General features: G+C 57.0%; 18 protein-coding genes. 9 read left to right on the forward strand and 9 right to left on the reverse strand.

Translation table 11 applies throughout. The features are described 5' to 3' along the window. Window positions 1-102: 102 nt before the first annotated feature. The gene (locus ACH1XZ_RS16230; RefSeq protein WP_395596393.1) at window positions 103-966 is read right to left on the reverse strand and encodes a MurR/RpiR family transcriptional regulator; all 864 of its coding nucleotides are present in this window, start codon (window positions 964-966) and stop codon (window positions 103-105) included. 180 nt (window positions 967-1,146) lie between these two features. Between ACH1XZ_RS16230 and ACH1XZ_RS16235 the strand changes: the two genes are divergently transcribed. Continuing rightward, the gene (locus ACH1XZ_RS16235; protein WP_395596394.1) at window positions 1,147-2,022 is read left to right on the forward strand and encodes an ROK family protein; all 876 of its coding nucleotides are present in this window, start codon (window positions 1,147-1,149) and stop codon (window positions 2,020-2,022) included. Between the two features lie 103 nt (window positions 2,023-2,125). Continuing rightward, window positions 2,126-2,359, forward strand: a complete 234-nt coding sequence (locus ACH1XZ_RS16240; protein ID WP_395596470.1) for a YgdI/YgdR family lipoprotein — start codon at window positions 2,126-2,128, stop codon at window positions 2,357-2,359. Between the two features lie 48 nt (window positions 2,360-2,407). Here ACH1XZ_RS16240 and ACH1XZ_RS16245 read toward each other — a convergent pair whose 3' ends face one another. The 3 genes from ACH1XZ_RS16245 to idnO are packed head-to-tail and all read right to left on the reverse strand — an operon-like array spanning window position 2,408 to window position 4,182. Further along, window positions 2,408-2,875, reverse strand: a complete 468-nt coding sequence (locus ACH1XZ_RS16245) for a YhcH/YjgK/YiaL family protein (RefSeq protein WP_395596395.1) — start codon at window positions 2,873-2,875, stop codon at window positions 2,408-2,410. Continuing rightward, window positions 2,872-3,402: a gluconokinase gene (locus tag ACH1XZ_RS16250; protein WP_395596396.1), complete on the reverse strand. Its 531-nt coding sequence runs from the start codon at window positions 3,400-3,402 to the stop codon at window positions 2,872-2,874. The genes ACH1XZ_RS16245 and ACH1XZ_RS16250 overlap by 4 nt, the downstream gene beginning before the upstream one ends. A gap of 15 nt (window positions 3,403-3,417) precedes the next feature. Continuing rightward, entirely contained in the window at window positions 3,418-4,182 is a 765-nt protein-coding gene (idnO, locus tag ACH1XZ_RS16255; protein WP_395596397.1) for a gluconate 5-dehydrogenase, read from the reverse strand. Between the two features lie 74 nt (window positions 4,183-4,256). On the opposite strand from idnO, the gene ACH1XZ_RS16260 reads away from it, so the two are divergent. The 7 genes from ACH1XZ_RS16260 (at window position 4,257) to folA (ending at window position 11,170) form a co-directional block, all read left to right on the forward strand. Next, window positions 4,257-4,436, forward strand: a complete 180-nt coding sequence (locus ACH1XZ_RS16260) for a hypothetical protein (protein ID WP_395596398.1) — start codon at window positions 4,257-4,259, stop codon at window positions 4,434-4,436. Beyond that, window positions 4,436-5,428 (forward strand): LacI family DNA-binding transcriptional regulator, encoded by a 993-nt coding sequence (locus ACH1XZ_RS16265; protein WP_395596399.1) that lies wholly within the window; start codon window positions 4,436-4,438, stop codon window positions 5,426-5,428. Before ACH1XZ_RS16260 ends, ACH1XZ_RS16265 begins: the two co-directional genes overlap by 1 nt. 272 nt (window positions 5,429-5,700) lie before the next feature. Further along, window positions 5,701-6,651 (forward strand): 2-hydroxyacid dehydrogenase, encoded by a 951-nt coding sequence (locus ACH1XZ_RS16270; RefSeq protein WP_395596400.1) that lies wholly within the window; start codon window positions 5,701-5,703, stop codon window positions 6,649-6,651. A gap of 56 nt (window positions 6,652-6,707) precedes the next feature. Next, window positions 6,708-8,018 carry an MFS transporter gene (locus tag ACH1XZ_RS16275; RefSeq protein WP_395596401.1) on the forward strand — a complete coding sequence of 437 codons (1,311 nt, stop codon included), beginning with the start codon at window positions 6,708-6,710 and terminating at the stop codon, window positions 8,016-8,018. Window positions 8,019-8,139: 121 nt separating this feature from the next. Further along, complete coding sequence (kefF, locus tag ACH1XZ_RS16280; RefSeq protein WP_395596402.1) at window positions 8,140-8,673, forward strand: glutathione-regulated potassium-efflux system oxidoreductase KefF; 534 nt, start codon at window positions 8,140-8,142, stop codon at window positions 8,671-8,673. Further along, window positions 8,666-10,534 (forward strand): glutathione-regulated potassium-efflux system protein KefC, encoded by a 1,869-nt coding sequence (gene kefC, locus ACH1XZ_RS16285; RefSeq protein ID WP_395596403.1) that lies wholly within the window; start codon window positions 8,666-8,668, stop codon window positions 10,532-10,534. Before kefF ends, kefC begins: the two co-directional genes overlap by 8 nt. A 156-nt stretch (window positions 10,535-10,690) precedes the next feature. Continuing rightward, on the forward strand, window positions 10,691-11,170 hold the full coding sequence (gene folA / locus ACH1XZ_RS16290; RefSeq protein ID WP_368481116.1) for a type 3 dihydrofolate reductase: 480 nt from the start codon (window positions 10,691-10,693) through the stop codon (window positions 11,168-11,170). A 132-nt stretch (window positions 11,171-11,302) separates the two neighbouring features. On the opposite strand, the gene apaH is transcribed toward folA, so the two are convergent. The 5 genes from apaH to surA are packed head-to-tail and all read right to left on the reverse strand — an operon-like array spanning window position 11,303 to window position 15,628. Then, window positions 11,303-12,151, reverse strand: coding sequence for a bis(5'-nucleosyl)-tetraphosphatase (symmetrical) ApaH (apaH, locus tag ACH1XZ_RS16295; RefSeq protein WP_395596404.1), 849 nt, complete (start codon window positions 12,149-12,151; stop codon window positions 11,303-11,305). Between the two features lie 3 nt (window positions 12,152-12,154). Then, window positions 12,155-12,532 (reverse strand): Co2+/Mg2+ efflux protein ApaG, encoded by a 378-nt coding sequence (gene apaG / locus ACH1XZ_RS16300; protein ID WP_395596405.1) that lies wholly within the window; start codon window positions 12,530-12,532, stop codon window positions 12,155-12,157. Between the two features lie 3 nt (window positions 12,533-12,535). Next, window positions 12,536-13,357, reverse strand: a complete 822-nt coding sequence (gene rsmA / locus ACH1XZ_RS16305; protein ID WP_035895418.1) for a 16S rRNA (adenine(1518)-N(6)/adenine(1519)-N(6))-dimethyltransferase RsmA — start codon at window positions 13,355-13,357, stop codon at window positions 12,536-12,538. After that, window positions 13,350-14,342, reverse strand: a complete 993-nt coding sequence (gene pdxA / locus ACH1XZ_RS16310) for a 4-hydroxythreonine-4-phosphate dehydrogenase PdxA (RefSeq protein WP_395596406.1) — start codon at window positions 14,340-14,342, stop codon at window positions 13,350-13,352. The genes rsmA and pdxA overlap by 8 nt, the downstream gene beginning before the upstream one ends. After that, a complete protein-coding gene (gene surA / locus ACH1XZ_RS16315; protein ID WP_395596407.1) occupies window positions 14,342-15,628 on the reverse strand; it encodes a peptidylprolyl isomerase SurA in 1,287 nt (428 codons plus the stop codon). The genes pdxA and surA overlap by 1 nt, the downstream gene beginning before the upstream one ends. Between the last annotated feature and the right edge of the window lie 35 nt (window positions 15,629-15,663).

Below are 15,663 nucleotides of genomic sequence, written 5' to 3' on the forward strand. Positions count from 1 at the left end.
GAGGGAGAAAAGCACGCCCATTTTAACTCCGAAGCCCCAACCCGCAGATACTGTCCCCTCGCCCCTTCGGGGAGAGGGCTAGGGTGAGGGGATCCCCCCGCACTAATCCCCCAACGGCTGCCGGTCAGCCCCGCCCCGATGACTATCCAGCGCCAGCTTAATCCGCCGCAGACGGTTTTTCGTCTCCGCTTTATTCACCACCGCCAATTCCGTCGCCAGCACGTCAACCATCGCCAGCATCGCGTAGCGCGAGGTGCTGGGCTTAAAGATATAGTCGTTTTCCCGCACGATAAGCGGCAGCACCAAATCGGCGTTCTCGGCAAGCGGCGTTGCCTCCGGGGTAATGGCAATCACCTTCGCACCGTACTGACGCGCTATCGCCGCGCTCTCCACCACTTCCTGTGTATAGCCGCCGAGCGACAGCGCCAGCACCACATCGTTTGGCGACACCGCCGAGCACATCATTCTCACCAGCAGCCCGTCGCTCTGGCTCACCACCGGCAGGCCAAGGCGGAACAGACGGAACTGCACCTCCTGGGCACAAATGGTGGAGCCGCCGCCCATGCCGATGGCGAGGATCTGCCGCGCGCCGCTGAGCCACCCGACGGCACGGCTGAGCGAGGTGGGGTCCAGCGCCCGGCGGTTCATCTCCAGCACGTTGATGATCGTTTCGTAGATCCCTTGTACCCCTTCCAGATCCGGCACATCGAGAATAAAGCGCTGCCCTACCGCCAGCGACTGCGCGAGTTTCACTTTTAGCTCGCGGACGTCTTTGCAGCCAATGGCGCGGGCGAAACGGGTAATCGATGCCTGACTGGTCTCGGTCAGCTTCGCCATTTCGGCAATGGGTAAGGTGGTCGCCGTCTGAACGTCATCGAGAATAAACTGGGCGATCCGCTTCTCGGTGGCGGTCAGCTCGACAAAACGGTCGGTAATACAGGAAATGATGTCGATGGATGCAGACATGGTAAGCCCCTGAAATAAATAGCTGATACTTTGTACCATAGAAATCATGCGGCGGGGAAACGGACTCGCCGCACCGTGACGTACTGTTCAATGTTGGGAGAGGGCGCAAGTTTCAGCCTTCGACCGCCTGGCATAATAGCCTTCTCTTTTGCCAACATTACTCATAACTACGGAATATATATGGCTATTTTGTTATTTGATTGGGGTGGGAGTTCTATTAAATACGGCGTCTGGCACCAGCAGACGCTGAGCGATACGGCCGCGGTTAAAACGCCAGAGAGCTGGGAGAAAATGCAGGCGCAACTACTGGAAATCTGCCGTCAGTACCAGCAGCGCTATGATATTCAGGGTGTGGCAATCAGCGCTCCCGGCAGCGTAGACCCTGAACGCGGCGTGATAGGTGGCCTGAGCGCCATTCCTTATATCCACTATTTCCCCATCGTCGAAGCGCTGACGGCGCTGTTTGGCCTGCCGGTCAGCATTGAAAATGATGCCAATGCCGCGGGCATTGCCGAAGCGGCGTTGGGCGCCGGACGCGATGACCGACACGTCCTGTTTGTGATTGTCGGTTCCGGTGTCGGTGGCGCTATCCTGGAAGATAAAGTACTGCGCCGCGGTAACCACGGCTACGCGGGTGAGTTTGGCCTGATGACGCTGGAGGGTGGGCAGACGTTCAGCGAGCTGGGTACCGCCGTGGCGATGGCGCGCCGTTACGCCCTGCGAATGTCGCTTGAGCTGGATTCTGTTTCCGGCGCTGAGGTGTTTCGCCTTGCCGAGCAGGGCGATGAGGTCGCGAAACAGGAAGTGGAACAGTTCTATCACTGGATGGCCGTCGGCCTGCTTAATTTACAGGTCTGCTACGATCCGGATTGTCTGGTGATTGGCGGCGGGATCTCCGCCAGTGATGCGATTTTTGCCGGGATCGTCTCTCGCTTAACCGATCTGGTTGCGGAAAAAAATCTCGCGGAATTTATGCCGAAACTACTGCTGTGCCAGTACCGCAACGATGCCAATCTTATCGGCGCGGCGGTGAGCTTTGCACAACAACACGGCTAAAATGCCGCTTCGGAGTGTTCTGGTTTCCCTCACGCTTTCAGCCAGCTAACCTAAAATGGTTAGAGTGATAATGATTTTAGCTGAGAAGCAGGAGGGAAACATGATGCAATATAAGCGACTTACCGTAGCGATTCTGACGGCCGGCGCACTCTTTACCGTTGCTGGGTGTTCATCCAACCAGGCGTTAAAAACCACCGATGGGAAGACTATCGTGACCGACGGGAAACCACAGGTCGATGAGGATACCGGTCTGGTGTCGTATAAAAATGCCGAAACCGGGAAAACCGAACAGATTAACCGCGATCAGGTTCGGTCGATAGGTGAGCTCGATAACTAAACGTTATTCGTGGCCCCGCGAAAGCAGTGCGGGGCCAGCGCATAGCGTTTAAATCAGTGCGCTATTGATTTTGACGATGATCTTACGCAGCGGTGCGCCTGCACCAAGGCTGCTCATCGGGCGGTGCAGTTCGCCGGGGAAGATGATGGCAATCTCTTCCGGGTGCAGGTGAATCAGCGTTTCGCTGCTGATTTGCGTGCAGAAGCCAATATCATGCGCGTCGTTAAACGCGCCGTCTTCGACAATCTCCAGCCCCTTATTTCCCGCACCAATAATCTCTTCGCCCTTCAGCACGATGTGAATATCAATATATTGGCGATGGTACTCCGGACGCTGTTCGGCCAGCGGTTTGCTTTCCCCTTCCACCACGTTAAAGAACAGGTTATCGCCATCGACGGTATATTTTCCCGGCGGTAGCGTGTGTGGCTCCTGATTAATCACGGCGCGCAGCGCCTTACGGATAGCCTGCGGATAAAAGGCGGTTTTCTCCGCGTGATGAAGCGTGTCGATAATCATGCCGGAACTCCCGATGTGGGTTGATGGGCTAAAAGGGTGAGCGAGCGGGCAACGATGCCTGGAACGTCGCCGGAAATATCGACCGGCAGAATGTCCGGCTCGCGATCGTCCGGGGCTTCCAGCGCGGCAAACTGGCTTTTCAGCAGCGCTTCCGGCATAAAGTGGCCTTTGCGCGCCTGCATACGCTGCAAGATGCAGTCGTAGTCGCCGGTCAGCCACAGAAAGCGCAGATGCGGATTACCCGCGCGCAGCTGGTCGCGGTAGCGCTTTTTCAGCGCCGAGCAGACCAGTACGCCGGACTCGTTTTTCTGCCCGAGGCTAAAGATCACATCGCCAATGCGCTCCAGCCACGGCTGGCGGTCGCTATCTTCCAGCGGCTGGCTGGAGGCCATTTTGATGATATTCGCCCGTGGGTGAAGGTCATCGCCGTCGATAAACTTCGCCCCCAGCGCTTGGGAAAGCGCTTGCCCGACGGTGGTTTTACCGGTGCCGGAGACGCCCATTAGAATAATGCATTGTCCTGCCATGGTTTTGCTCCCGACTCAGACCGCAACCAGCATGCCGCCGTCAACAAACAGCAGATGCCCATTCACAAAATCCGAGGCTTTCGACGACAGGAACACCGCCGCGCCAACCAGCTCCTGCGGGTCACCCCAGCGGGCGGCTGGCGTACGTTTGCACAGCCAGTCGGTAAAGGCTTTATCGTCAACCAATGCCTGGGTCATGGCGGTTTTAAAGTAGCCCGGCGCAATACCGTTAACCTGAATATTGTGGCGCGCCAATTCTACGCACATCCCGCGGGTCAGCATTTTGACCGCGCCTTTGGCGGCGGCGTACGGGGTGATGGTGTCGCGGCCCAGTTCGCTCTGCATCGAACAGATATTGACGATTTTGCCCGCGCTGCGCGTCATCATGCGTTTAGCCACGGCCTGGGAAACCAGGAACACGGCGGTCTGGTTCACGGCAATCACGTCGTTCCATTCTTTCACCGGGAACTCGGTGAACGGATGACGGCGCTGGATACCGGCGTTATTAAACAGCACGTCGATAGCACCGATGCGCGCTTCAATATCGGCAATGGCGTTTTCCACCGAATCCGGGTCGGTGACGTTAAAGACCGCGGTATGGGCGATGGCGCCCTCGTCGCGGAGTTTCATCGCCGCCTGCTCGGCGCGTTCTGCGGAGATATCGTTGATGATGATTTCCGCGCCGTACTGGGCCAGCCCCTGGGCCATCACGTAGCCGATACCCTGTCCTGAGCCGGTAATTAAAATGCGTTTGCCTTGCAGGCTGAATAAGTTGTTCATCACAGTGTCCTGTATTGCGAGCCGATGCGCTAAGAAGATGTTCCCTATCTCACGGTTTTTGCCCCGGAGAAACTGTGATGAAGATCACTCTCGGTTATGTTACAAAAAGGGGTTACAGCATGTGTGATCCTGAAGAGGAAAACCGCGCGAAAACCGCGCCATACGGGGCTTTGACGCTGGGTTATCGCTTTCTCTTTTTTGTAACCTGCTGGCATAATAGGCCACAGGATTTCGGCAATGACGGGCAGGGCTAATGAAAGTACAACGCATCACGTTAGAGGATATCGCCGCGCTGGCGGGGGTAACCAAAATGACCGTCAGCCGCTATTTACGCACGCCCGAGAAGGTGAAGCCGGAAACCGCCGAGCGCATTGCCAGCGTGATTGAAGAGGTGGGCTACCAGCCGGATGCCGATAACCCCGCCATCAGCAGCAATGCCGCGCCGCGCATTGGCGTGCTCGTTCCCTCCTTTAATAACCAGATTTTCTCCGACGTGCTGGCAGGCATTGAATCCGTCACCACCGCCCACGGCTACCAGACGCTGGTGGTAAACTACGATTACGACAGCCAACGCGAAGAAGAGCAGATTGCCACCGTGCTGGCGCTGAACGTTAAAGCGCTGCTGCTAACCGAATCGGTGCATACGCTGCGGGCGGAGAAATACCTGAAAGCCGCGAAAATCCCGATTGCCGAGGTGATGGGTTTATCGGATAACGCCGACCGCATCAACGTGGGCTTTGATAATTACCGCGCCGGGTTGGATATGACCAACATGCTGCTGGCGAGCGGTAAAAAGCAGATTATCTATTTTGGCTCGATGTCGGATATTCGCGATGAGCAGCGCTATGCGGGCTACTGTCGGGCGATGGAAGATGCGGGCCTGACGGTGGGACGTATTGCGCCGAACAAGGTCTCTTCGGTGTCGATTGGCACCGGCATGATGACCCTTGCCCGCCAGATGTATAAAGAGATGGACGCTATTCTCTGCACCAACGATGACCTCGCGGTGGGCGTGTTACAGGAGTGCATTGCTTCGGGTATCACGGTGCCGCAGGAAATGGCGATTGCCGGGTTCCATGGATTGGAAATTGGTCAGGTAGTGAGCCCGCGTCTGGCGAGCGTTTTGACGCCACGCTTTGAGATGGGCAAGGTCGCCACTGAGATTTTAATCAAGAAAATAAAAGGTTTACCGACTATCGAGAAGGTGGACTTGCACTATCGTTTATCGATGGGCGAAACCATCTAACTGGTAGGCCGGATAAGCGAAGCGCCATCCGGCAGCCCTGAGCAGATTGCCGGATGGCGGCATAAACGCCTTATCCGCCCTACCGCAAATGGCGTAATGTTATTTAATTGTTGCCATCCAGCCCGCATTCCAGCGGGCTTTTGCTTCCACGATCACGTCATCCGTAACACGGATTTCTAACACGATCTGGCGTGATGCAGATCGCAAAATGACATCGTGAAAACCCGTTTGATAGGCGTAACAAATTTCTAAACGCTTAAACAGGTAACACGATGAATACTGCAAACCCAAACACGGTACTGTTGATTGCCCCGGTCGTAGACGGCCTGCTGGATAAACTCTCCACCGCTTTCCATGTCTATCGTCTGTATGAACAGGCTGACCCGCAGGCTTTCTTGCGCGATGTCGGCCATCAGGTGCGGGCGGTGGTTACCCGTGGTGATATCGGCGTTACCCGCGCCGTGCTGGAGCAATTGCCGAACGCTGGGCTGGTGGCCGTGTTTGGTGTTGGTACCGACGCGGTGGATCTCGACTATACCCGCGCCCATGACATTGCCGTCACCATCACTTCTGGCGTGCTGACCAACGACGTTGCCGACCTGGCGATGGGGCTGCTGCTGGCAGGCGCACGTCAGCTCTGCCAGGGCGACAAATTTGTTCGTGAAGGCAAATGGTTGAAACAAGGGCCGGGGCTGGCGACGCAGGTCAGCGGCAAACGTATCGGCATTTTCGGCATGGGTAATATCGGCCAGGCCATTGCCCGTCGCGCCAGCGGGTTTGATATGGACATCCTCTACACCGACCGCAAAAAGCTCGACCACGTGGATTATCAGTGGTGCGCCGACCTGCACACCCTGGCTCATGAAAGCGATTTTCTGGTGATTGCCGCTTCTGGCGGCGCGGCAAACCGCGGGCTGATCGATGCTAGCGTGTTTAACGTGATGCCAAAACACGCGTGGCTGATTAACATCGCGCGCGGCACTCTGGTGGATGAGAAAGCCCTGATTCAGGCCCTGCAAAACGGCGTGATTGCCGGTGCCGGGCTGGATGTTTATGAAGACGAACCGCATGTGCCTGAGGCGCTGGTGGCGATGGATAACGTGGTGCTGCTGCCGCATGTGGCGAGCGCCACCCACGAAACACGTCAGCGGATGAGCGAGGTGGTGTTCAATAACGTCGCCGCCTTCTTCAGTGATACGCCGCTGCCGAATGCCATTGATTAATCATCGGTGCTTTTCGCCATGCTGAGCATGGCTCCCCTCGAGAGAGAGTATAAATAATGACTGAGAAAATACCTGGCACTCGCTGGCTGCGCATCATTGCGCCTGTTCTCATCGCGTGCATTATTTCGTTTATGGACCGGGTTAATATCAGCTTCGCCTTGCCCGGCGGTATGGAGTCCGACTTGGGGATTACCAGCCAAATGGCGGGGGTGGCGAGCGGGATATTCTTTATTGGTTATCTCTTCTTGCAGATACCGGGCGGGCGCATTGCGGTACACGGCAGCGGTAAGCGCTTTATTGCCTGGTCGCTGCTGGCATGGGCCATTGTCTCCATTGCCACCGGCTTTGTGACCCACGAATACCAACTGCTGGTGCTGCGCTTTATTCTCGGCGTGTCCGAGGGTGGGATGCTGCCGGTGGTGCTGACGATGGTCAGCAACTGGTTCCCGGAAAAAGAGATTGGTCGCGCTAATGCCTTTGTGATGATGTTCGCTCCGCTGGGCGGCATGCTCACCGCGCCGGTCTCCGGGGCGATTATCTCAGCGCTCGACTGGCGTTGGCTGTTTATCATCGAAGGGCTGCTGTCGTTCGTGGTACTGACGGTATGGTGGCTGATGATAAGCGACCGCCCGGAAGAGGCCCGCTGGCTGCCGGAACGCGAGCGTGAATATCTGATTACCGCGTTAACCGCCGAGCGAGAAGCGCGACGTTCGGAAGCGCCAGTCAGCAACGCGCCGGTGCGGGAGGTGTTCCGCAACTCCGGATTGATGAAGCTGGTGCTGCTCAACTTCTTCTACCAGACCGGGGATTACGGCTACACGCTGTGGCTGCCGACGATCCTCAAAAACCTGACCGGCGCCAATATGGCGAGCGTCGGCGTGCTGGCTATCCTGCCGTTTATCGCTACGCTTGCCGGGATCTACATTATCTCCCTGTTCAGCGACCGCAGCGGGAAGCGTCGGTTGTGGGTTCGCTTCTCACTCTACGGCTTTGCCGCCGCGCTGCTGGCTTCGGTGGTACTGCGTGACCATGTGGTGGCGGCCTATATTGCGCTGGTGGTGTGTGGCTTCTTCCTGAAAGCGGCGACCAGTCCGTTCTGGTCAATTCCGGGGCGTATCGCCATGCCGGAAGTGGCGGGCAGCGCACGTGGCGTCATCAACGGTCTGGGTAACCTGGGCGGCTTCTGCGGGCCGTATCTGGTCGGGGTGATGATCTACTTCTACGGCCAGAACGTGGCGGTATGTGCGCTGGCGGGCTCGTTAATTATCGCCGGGACGATCACCTTCTTCCTGCCGAAACATTGTGACCTGACCGCGCCATCTGACCAACCGCCGGTCGCGGATAAACCGGCCAATCAACCTTCTTGATCCTGTCGGGGGCGTGGTTCTCATGCCCCCCAATTCCTGCTGTTGTGTTAACTGATCCTGTAAGTGTCATCATTAACTGTCTAAACTCAGGGATAAAATAATGAAGTAAGACAGGCGAAACATGATTCTTATTATTTATGCGCATCCTTATCCGCATCACTCGCATGCGAATAAGCGGATGCTTGAGCAGGTAAGGACGCTCGACGGCGTTGAAATCCGTTCTCTCTATCACCTCTATCCTGATTTTAATATCGACGTTGCCGCCGAGCAGGAGGCGTTGTCTCGTGCCGATCTGGTTATTCTGCAGCACCCGATGCAGTGGTACAGCACGCCGCCGCTGCTGAAGCTGTGGCTGGATAAAGTGCTGGCGCACGGCTGGGCCTATGGCCACGGCGGTACGGCGCTGCATGGCAAAAGCGTGATGTGGGCGGTCACCACCGGCGGCGGTGAGAGCCACTTCGAGATTGGCTCGCATCCGGGCTTTGATGTTCTCGGGCAGCCGCTGGAGGCCACCGCGGTGTACTGCGGCATGAAATGGCTGCCGCCGTTTGCCGTGCACTGCACGTTTATCTGCGACGAAGAGACGCTGCAGGCGCAGGCGCGACACTACAAACAACGGTTACTGGCCTGGCAGGAGGAGCACAACAATGGATAGCCATACGCTAATACAGGCGCTGATTTATCTCGGCTCCGCGGCGCTGATTGTGCCTATCGCCGTGCGCCTGGGGCTGGGCTCAGTGCTCGGTTACCTGATTGCCGGCTGCATTATCGGCCCCTGGGGGCTGCGTCTGGTGACCGATGCTGAGTCTATTCTGCACTTCGCCGAAATTGGCGTGGTACTGATGCTGTTTGTGATTGGCCTTGAGCTTGACCCGCAGCGCCTGTGGAAACTGCGCGCCTCGGTGTTTGGCGGCGGGTTGCTGCAGATGGCGCTGTGCGGCGCGTTGATCGGCGTCTTCTGTATTTTCCTTGGCCTGCGCTGGCAGGTGGCGGAGCTTATCGGCATGACGCTGGCGTTATCCTCCACCGCGATTGCCATGCAGGCGATGAACGAACGTAACCTGACGGTGACGCAGGTGGGGCGTAGCGCCTTTGCCGTGCTGTTGTTCCAGGACATCGCCGCCATTCCGCTGGTGGCGATGATCCCGCTGCTGGCGACCAGCGGCGGTTCCACGACGCTCGGCGCGTTTGCTTTCTCGGCGCTGAAGGTGGCCGGTGCGCTGGCGCTGGTGGTGGTACTGGGACGCTATGTTACGCGACCGCTGTTACGCTTCGTGGCGCGGTCTGGCCTGCGTGAAGTGTTCAGCGCCGTGGCCCTGTTCCTGGTCTTCGGCTTCGGTTTACTGCTGGAAGAGGTCGGGCTGTCGATGGCGATGGGGGCGTTCCTGGCCGGGGTGCTGCTGGCAAGCTCGGAGTACCGTCATGCGCTGGAGAGCGATATCGAGCCGTTTAAAGGGTTGCTGCTGGGACTATTCTTTATCGGCGTCGGGATGTCCATCGACTTTGGCACGCTGATTCACAACCCGCTGCGCATTGTTACGCTGCTGGTGGGCTTCCTGGTCATCAAGTCCGCGCTGCTTTGGCTGATTGCCAAACCGCTCCAGGTGCCGCGCTCGCAGCGCCTGTGGTTCGCGGCGCTGCTGGGGCAGGGCAGTGAGTTTGCCTTCGTGGTCTTTGGCGCGGCGCAAATGGCTAACGTGCTGGACCCTGAATGGGCGAAGGCGCTGACGCTGGCGGTAGCGCTGTCGATGGCCGCCACGCCGATTCTGTTGGTGCTGCTGACCCGCCTTGAGAAACGCAACAGTGCGGGCGATGCGCGTGAAGCGGATGAAATCGATGAAGAACAGCCGCGGGTGATTATTGCGGGCTTCGGGCGTTTCGGGCAGATTACCGGCCGTTTACTGCTGTCGAGCGGCGTGAAAATGGTGGTCCTTGACCACGATCCGGATCACGTCGATACGCTGCGTAAATTCGATATGAAGGTGTTTTACGGCGATGCTACGCGCGCCGATCTGCTGGAATCGGCAGGGGCGGCGAAAGCGGAAGTATTGATTAACGCCATCGACGATCCGCAGGCGAGCCTTGAACTGACCGAAGTGGCGAAAGAGCATTTCCCGAATCTGACGATTATTGCGCGCGCCCGCGACGTCGAGCACTACATCAAGCTGCGTCAGGCAGGGGTAGCCGCGCCGGAGCGTGAAACCTTCGAAGGCGCGCTGAAATCGGGTCGTCAGGCGCTGGAATCGCTGGGGCTTGGCGCCTATGAGGCGCGCGAGCGTGCCGATCTGTTCCGCCGTTTTAACGTGCAGCTAATGGAAGAAATGGTCGAGATGGCGGAAAACGACGATACGTCACGGGCGGCGGCGTTTAAACGCACCAGCGCGATGCTGACCGAGATTATCAACGAAGATCGCAACCATCTGTCGGTGATTCAGCGCCATGGCTGGCAGGGCACGGAAGAGGGAAAACATAGCGGTAACCCAGAAGACGAGCCGGAAGTAAAGCCGACGGTCTGATGCCGTATCAGGTGTAATGCTGGCTGTCCACTTAACCTACCGTGGACTTGCCAGCAAAACTAAAAATTTTCTTATTCTTTACCTGGCTGCCAGTCGACGAAAGATTAAGCTTTCCGTATAGTGGCGACAATTTTTTTGGTATCTGGGACACACTCAATGATCAGTCTGATTGCTGCGCTAGCGGTAGATCGCGTTATCGGTATGGAAAACGCCATGCCCTGGGACCTGCCAGCCGATCTGGCTTGGTTTAAACGCAACACCTTAAACAAACCGGTGGTGATGGGCCGCCTGACCTGGGAGTCAATCGGACGCCCGTTGCCGGGCCGTAAGAACATCGTTATCAGCAGTCAGCCGGGCACTGACGATCGCGTACAGTGGGTGAAATCGGTGGATGAAGCCATTGCTGCCTGCGGCGACGTGGAAGAGATTATGGTGATTGGCGGTGGTCGCGTGTACGAGCAGTTCCTGCCGAAAGCGCACAAGCTGTATCTGACGCACATTGATGCGGAAGTTGAAGGCGACACCCATTTCCCGGATTACGACCCGGACCAGTGGGAGTCGGTGTTCAGCGAGTTCCATGATGCGGATGAGCAGAACTCTCATAGCTACTGTTTTGAAGTGCTTGAGCGTCGTTAAGACCGAGCTTTTCCCGGCGGCGCTTCGCTTAGCCGGGCTACATGTCGAGTACAATAAAAACGCCGGATTTTCACCCGGCGTTTTTTGTTTTGGTAGCCCGGCCAAGCGAAGCGCCGCCGGGGATGTACCAAACTACGAAGCTACCGCCTCGCTCTCGCCCGGCGCCAGCTTACGGTTTGACGGCTGCACAAAATACTTTTTGTCTTCCCAGCGCAGACAGGTTAAATCACCGCCCCAGCAGCAGCCGGTATCCAGCGCATAAATCCCTTCCGGCGTACCTTTACCTTCCAGCGAAGCCCAGTGACCAAAGGCCACGCTGTACTCGCTGGTAATCGGCCCCGGCAGCATAAACCAGGGTTTCAGCGGCGCAGGAACGTTCTCCGGCGACTCTTTGCTGTACATATCCAGCTGGCCGTTCGGGAAGCAGTAGCGCATGCGGGTAAAGGCATTGGTGATAAAGCGCAGGCGTGCCAGCCCGGAGAGATCCAGCGACCAGTTGTTAGGCATATCGCCGTACATGGCATCGAGGAAGAACGGATAGGAATCGCTTGAAAGCACCGCTTCAACGTCGCGCGCGCACTGTTTAGCGGTTTCCATATCCCACTGTGGCGTAATGCCTGCATGAGCCATCACCAGCTTTTTCTCTTCATCGACCTGCATTAGCGGCTGGCGACGCAGCCAGTTAAGCAGTTCGTCAGCATCCGGTGCTTCCAGCAGTGAGTTCAGGCGATCCTTCGGCTTGTTGCGACTGATGCCGGCAAACACCGCCAGCAGGTGCAGATCGTGGTTACCGAGCACCACCTTCACGCAGTCGCCCAGCGATTTAACGTAGCGCAGCACCTCCAGCGAACCGGGGCCACGTGCGACCAGATCGCCCGTTAGCCACAGGGTATCGACGTCCGGGGTGAACGCCACCTGCTCGAGCAGAGCGATTAACTCATCAAAGCAACCGTGAACGTCGCCAATAAGGTATGTAGCCATGTTTTAATGAATCAGCGTGGGAACAAAGAGACGGAAAACGGGTATGTCGATGGAGAACGGTACGCCGTCCACATCGATCATATCGTAGTGACCCTGCATGGTGCCGAGTGGAGTTTCCAGCACGGCACCGCTGGTATATTGATATTCTTCACCGGGCTCGATGTGCGGCTGTACGCCAACCACACCTTCGCCCTGAACTTCGGTTTCACGGCCGTGGCCGTTGGTAATCAGCCAGTAACGGCCGAGAAGCTGCACCGCGCTTCGCCCGAGATTGCGAATGGTCACCGTATAAGCAAAAACGTAACGCTCTTCTTCCGGTTGGGAGTGCGTCTCAATGTAGACGCTCTGTACCTGGACGCAAACTCGCGGCGAATCGATCATGGTCTAGCTCTCCTTCGAGGGCGCATTCTCTGACAGATAGTTAGCCATCCGGCAGTACTGCGCAACAGAGATATTTTCCGCGCGCATGGCCGGGTCTACACCCAGCTCCGTCAACAGCTCAACGCTGAACAGATTGCCCAGGCTGTTGCGGATAGTTTTACGACGCTGGTTAAAGGCTTCGGTCGTAATACGGCTCAGGACGCGGACATCTTTTACCGGGTACGGTTTAGTGCTATGCGGCACCAGGCGTACGACGGCTGAATCCACTTTTGGCGGTGGCGTGAACGCGGTCGGCGGCACTTCAAGTACCGGGATCACGTTGCAGTAGTATTGCGCCATGACGGTCAGACGACCATAGGCTTTACTGTTTGGACCGGCAACCAGACGGTTAACCACCTCTTTTTGCAGCATGAAGTGCATGTCTGCAATAGCGTTAGTATAGCTAAACAGGTGGAACATCAGCGGCGTGGAGATGTTGTACGGCAGGTTACCGAACACGCGCAGCGGCTGGCCGAGCTTCTCAGACAGCTCGCCAAAGTTCATGGTCATGGCATCCTGCTGATAAATGGTCAGCTTCGGCCCCAGGAACGGGTGCGTTTGCAGACGCGCGGCTAAGTCGCGGTCCAGTTCGATAACGGTCATTTCGTCAAGACGTTCGCCAACCGGCTCGGTCAGCGCGGCGAGACCCGGGCCGATTTCAACCATGGCCTGGCCTTTTTGCGGGTTAATGGCCGCAACAATGCTGTCGATCACGAATTGATCGTTGAGAAAGTTTTGCCCGAAGCGTTTACGGGCTAAGTGGCCCTGATGGACTCGATTATTCATTAGAGTTAACAATCATTTTGATGGCGAGGTTAAGCGCCGTAATAAAACTGCCGACATCCGCTTTTCCCTGGCCTGCCAGTTCAAGGGCAGTACCATGGTCAACGGAGGTGCGAATAAAGGGTAAACCGAGCGTAATGTTCACGCCACGGCCAAAGCCCTGGTATTTTAGCACGGGTAGGCCCTGATCGTGGTACATTGCGAGCACGGCATCGGCATGGTCAAGATACTTGGGTTGGAAAAGGGTATCGGCAGGCAGTGGCCCGCTCAGATTCATCCCTTTTGCCCGCATCTCTTCCAGCACTGGAATAATGGTGTCTATCTCTTCCGTACCCATATGCCCACCTTCCCCCGCATGCGGGTTCAGGCCGCAGACCAGCACGTGCGGTTCGGCAAGACCAAATTTGTTTTTCAGATCGTCGTGCAGAATGGTGATAACTTCCCGCAGCAGATCCGCCGTGATGGCATCACTCACCGCTTTCAACGGCAAATGGGTGGTCGCCAGCGCGACGCGCAGTTCTTCGGTTGCCAGCATCATCACCACTTTCGGTGCGCCAGCGCGTTCTTCAAAGAACTCGGTGTGCCCGGTAAAAGCGACGCCAGCATCGTTAATGATGCCTTTGTGAACTGGGCCAGTTATCAGCGCGGAAAATTCACCGCTCAGGCAGCCATCGCAGGCGCGGGCGAGCGTTTCAACAACATAACGACCGTTCTTAACGTTGAGCGTTCCCGGTGTAACCTCGGCATGCAGGGCGACGGGCAACAGCGTGAGCGTACCGGCGCGCTGTGGTGCAGCGGGTTTTTCGGGAGAGTAGGGCAATAGCGTGAGAGGAAGGCCAAGCAGCGTTGCCCGCTCGGTAAGCAGGCGACCATCAGCGCAAACGACCAGTTCAAGCGGCCAGTCGCGCTGGGCCAGTTGGATAACAAGATCCGGACCAATCCCGGCGGGTTCGCCGGGAGTGATAACGACACGAGCGTGTTGCGTCATTAGTTGCTCAGAATTTTAACGTAGGCACTGGCGCGCTGTTCCTGCATCCAGGTCGCCGCTTCTTCAGAGAATTTACGGTTCATCAGCATGCGGTAAGCACGATCTTTCTGTGCCGCGTCGGTACGGTCGACGTTACGTGTATCGAGCAGCTGAATCAGGTGCCAGCCGAAGGAAGAGTGAACCGGGCCGCTCATCTGGCCTTTGTTCAGCTTCATCAGCGCATCGCGGAATGATGGATCGTAGATATCCGGCGTTGCCCAACCTAAATCACCGCCCTGGTTAGCAGAACCTGGGTCCTGAGACAGCTCTTTAGCCGCTTTCTCAAAGGTGGTTTTGCCGCTACGAATATCCGCTGCAACCTGTTCCAGCTTCGCACGTGCCTGATCGTCGGTCATGATTGGCGACGGCTTCAGCAGGATGTGGCGAGCGTGAGTCTCGGTGACAGAAATATTCTGCGTCTGACCGCGCATATCGTTGATTTTCAGGATGTGGAAGCCCACACCGGAGCGAATTGGACCAACAACGTCGCCTTTTTTCGCCGTGCTCAGCGCCTGGGCGAAGATAGCTGGCAGCTCCTGGATACGACCCCAGCCCATTTGGCCGCCTTTCAGCGCCTGTTGGTCTGCGGAATAGGTGATAGCGAGTTTGCCGAAGTCAGCACCGTTGCGAGCCTGCTCAACGATAGATTCCGCCTGGCTTTGCGCTTCGTTGACCTGATCGGAGGTTGGGTTTTCCGGCAGCGGAACCAGGATGTGGCTGAGGTTCAGCTCGGTGCTGGCGTCATTCTGGTTGCCAATCTGGCTTGCCAGCGCGTCGACTTCCTGTGGCAGCACGGTAATGCGGCGACGCACTTCGTTGTTACGCACCTCGGAAATCAGCATCTCTTTGCGGATCTGGTTACGATAGGTGTTGTAGTTCATCCCATCGTAGGCCAGACGGCTACGCATCTGATCCATCGTCATGTTGTTTTGCTTAGCGATGTTGGCGATCGCCTGATCGAGCTGATCGTCGGTGATCTTGACGCCCATCTTCTGCCCCATCTGCAGGATGATCTGATCCATGATCAGACGTTCCAGAATCTGGTGACGAAGCGTAGCGTCATCCGGCAGCTGTTGACCCGCCTGACCGGAGTTCATTTTGACGGACTGCATCAGACCATCAACATCACTTTCAAGGACGACGCCGTTGTTCACGACGGCTGCTACTTTATCGACAACCTGTGGGGCAGCGAAGCTGGTATTCGCAACTAAGGCGATACCGAGAAGCAGCGTTTTCCAGTTCTTCATACTTTTTCCATTTCAATTAACCGCAATGCGGATGA

Source organism: Kluyvera chengduensis, from assembly GCF_044197065.1.
Taxonomy (GTDB): Bacteria; Pseudomonadota; Gammaproteobacteria; order Enterobacterales; family Enterobacteriaceae; genus Kluyvera; species Kluyvera ascorbata_C.

What these genes read in the sequence shown, in the direction of transcription:
- ACH1XZ_RS16240 (WP_395596470.1), top strand. Translation starts at nt 2,126, where the DNA reads ATGCAATATAAGCGACTTACCGTAGCGATTCTGACGGCCGGCGCACTC.
- apaH (WP_395596404.1), bottom strand. Translation starts at nt 12,151, where the DNA reads ATGGCTACATACCTTATTGGCGACGTTCACGGTTGCTTTGATGAGTTA.
- folA (WP_368481116.1), top strand. Translation starts at nt 10,691, where the DNA reads ATGATCAGTCTGATTGCTGCGCTAGCGGTAGATCGCGTTATCGGTATG.
- ACH1XZ_RS16235 (WP_395596394.1), top strand. Translation starts at nt 1,147, where the DNA reads ATGGCTATTTTGTTATTTGATTGGGGTGGGAGTTCTATTAAATACGGC.
- ACH1XZ_RS16275 (WP_395596401.1), top strand. Translation starts at nt 6,708, where the DNA reads ATGACTGAGAAAATACCTGGCACTCGCTGGCTGCGCATCATTGCGCCT.
- kefC (WP_395596403.1), top strand. Translation starts at nt 8,666, where the DNA reads ATGGATAGCCATACGCTAATACAGGCGCTGATTTATCTCGGCTCCGCG.
- kefF (WP_395596402.1), top strand. Translation starts at nt 8,140, where the DNA reads ATGATTCTTATTATTTATGCGCATCCTTATCCGCATCACTCGCATGCG.
- ACH1XZ_RS16230 (WP_395596393.1), bottom strand. Translation starts at nt 966, where the DNA reads ATGTCTGCATCCATCGACATCATTTCCTGTATTACCGACCGTTTTGTC.
- ACH1XZ_RS16250 (WP_395596396.1), bottom strand. Translation starts at nt 3,402, where the DNA reads ATGGCAGGACAATGCATTATTCTAATGGGCGTCTCCGGCACCGGTAAA.
- pdxA (WP_395596406.1), bottom strand. Translation starts at nt 14,342, where the DNA reads ATGACGCAACACGCTCGTGTCGTTATCACTCCCGGCGAACCCGCCGGG.
- surA (WP_395596407.1), bottom strand. Translation starts at nt 15,628, where the DNA reads ATGAAGAACTGGAAAACGCTGCTTCTCGGTATCGCCTTAGTTGCGAAT.
- ACH1XZ_RS16270 (WP_395596400.1), top strand. Translation starts at nt 5,701, where the DNA reads ATGAATACTGCAAACCCAAACACGGTACTGTTGATTGCCCCGGTCGTA.
- apaG (WP_395596405.1), bottom strand. Translation starts at nt 12,532, where the DNA reads ATGATCGATTCGCCGCGAGTTTGCGTCCAGGTACAGAGCGTCTACATT.
- idnO (WP_395596397.1), bottom strand. Translation starts at nt 4,182, where the DNA reads ATGAACAACTTATTCAGCCTGCAAGGCAAACGCATTTTAATTACCGGC.
- ACH1XZ_RS16265 (WP_395596399.1), top strand. Translation starts at nt 4,436, where the DNA reads ATGAAAGTACAACGCATCACGTTAGAGGATATCGCCGCGCTGGCGGGG.
- rsmA (WP_035895418.1), bottom strand. Translation starts at nt 13,357, where the DNA reads ATGAATAATCGAGTCCATCAGGGCCACTTAGCCCGTAAACGCTTCGGG.
- ACH1XZ_RS16245 (WP_395596395.1), bottom strand. Translation starts at nt 2,875, where the DNA reads ATGATTATCGACACGCTTCATCACGCGGAGAAAACCGCCTTTTATCCG.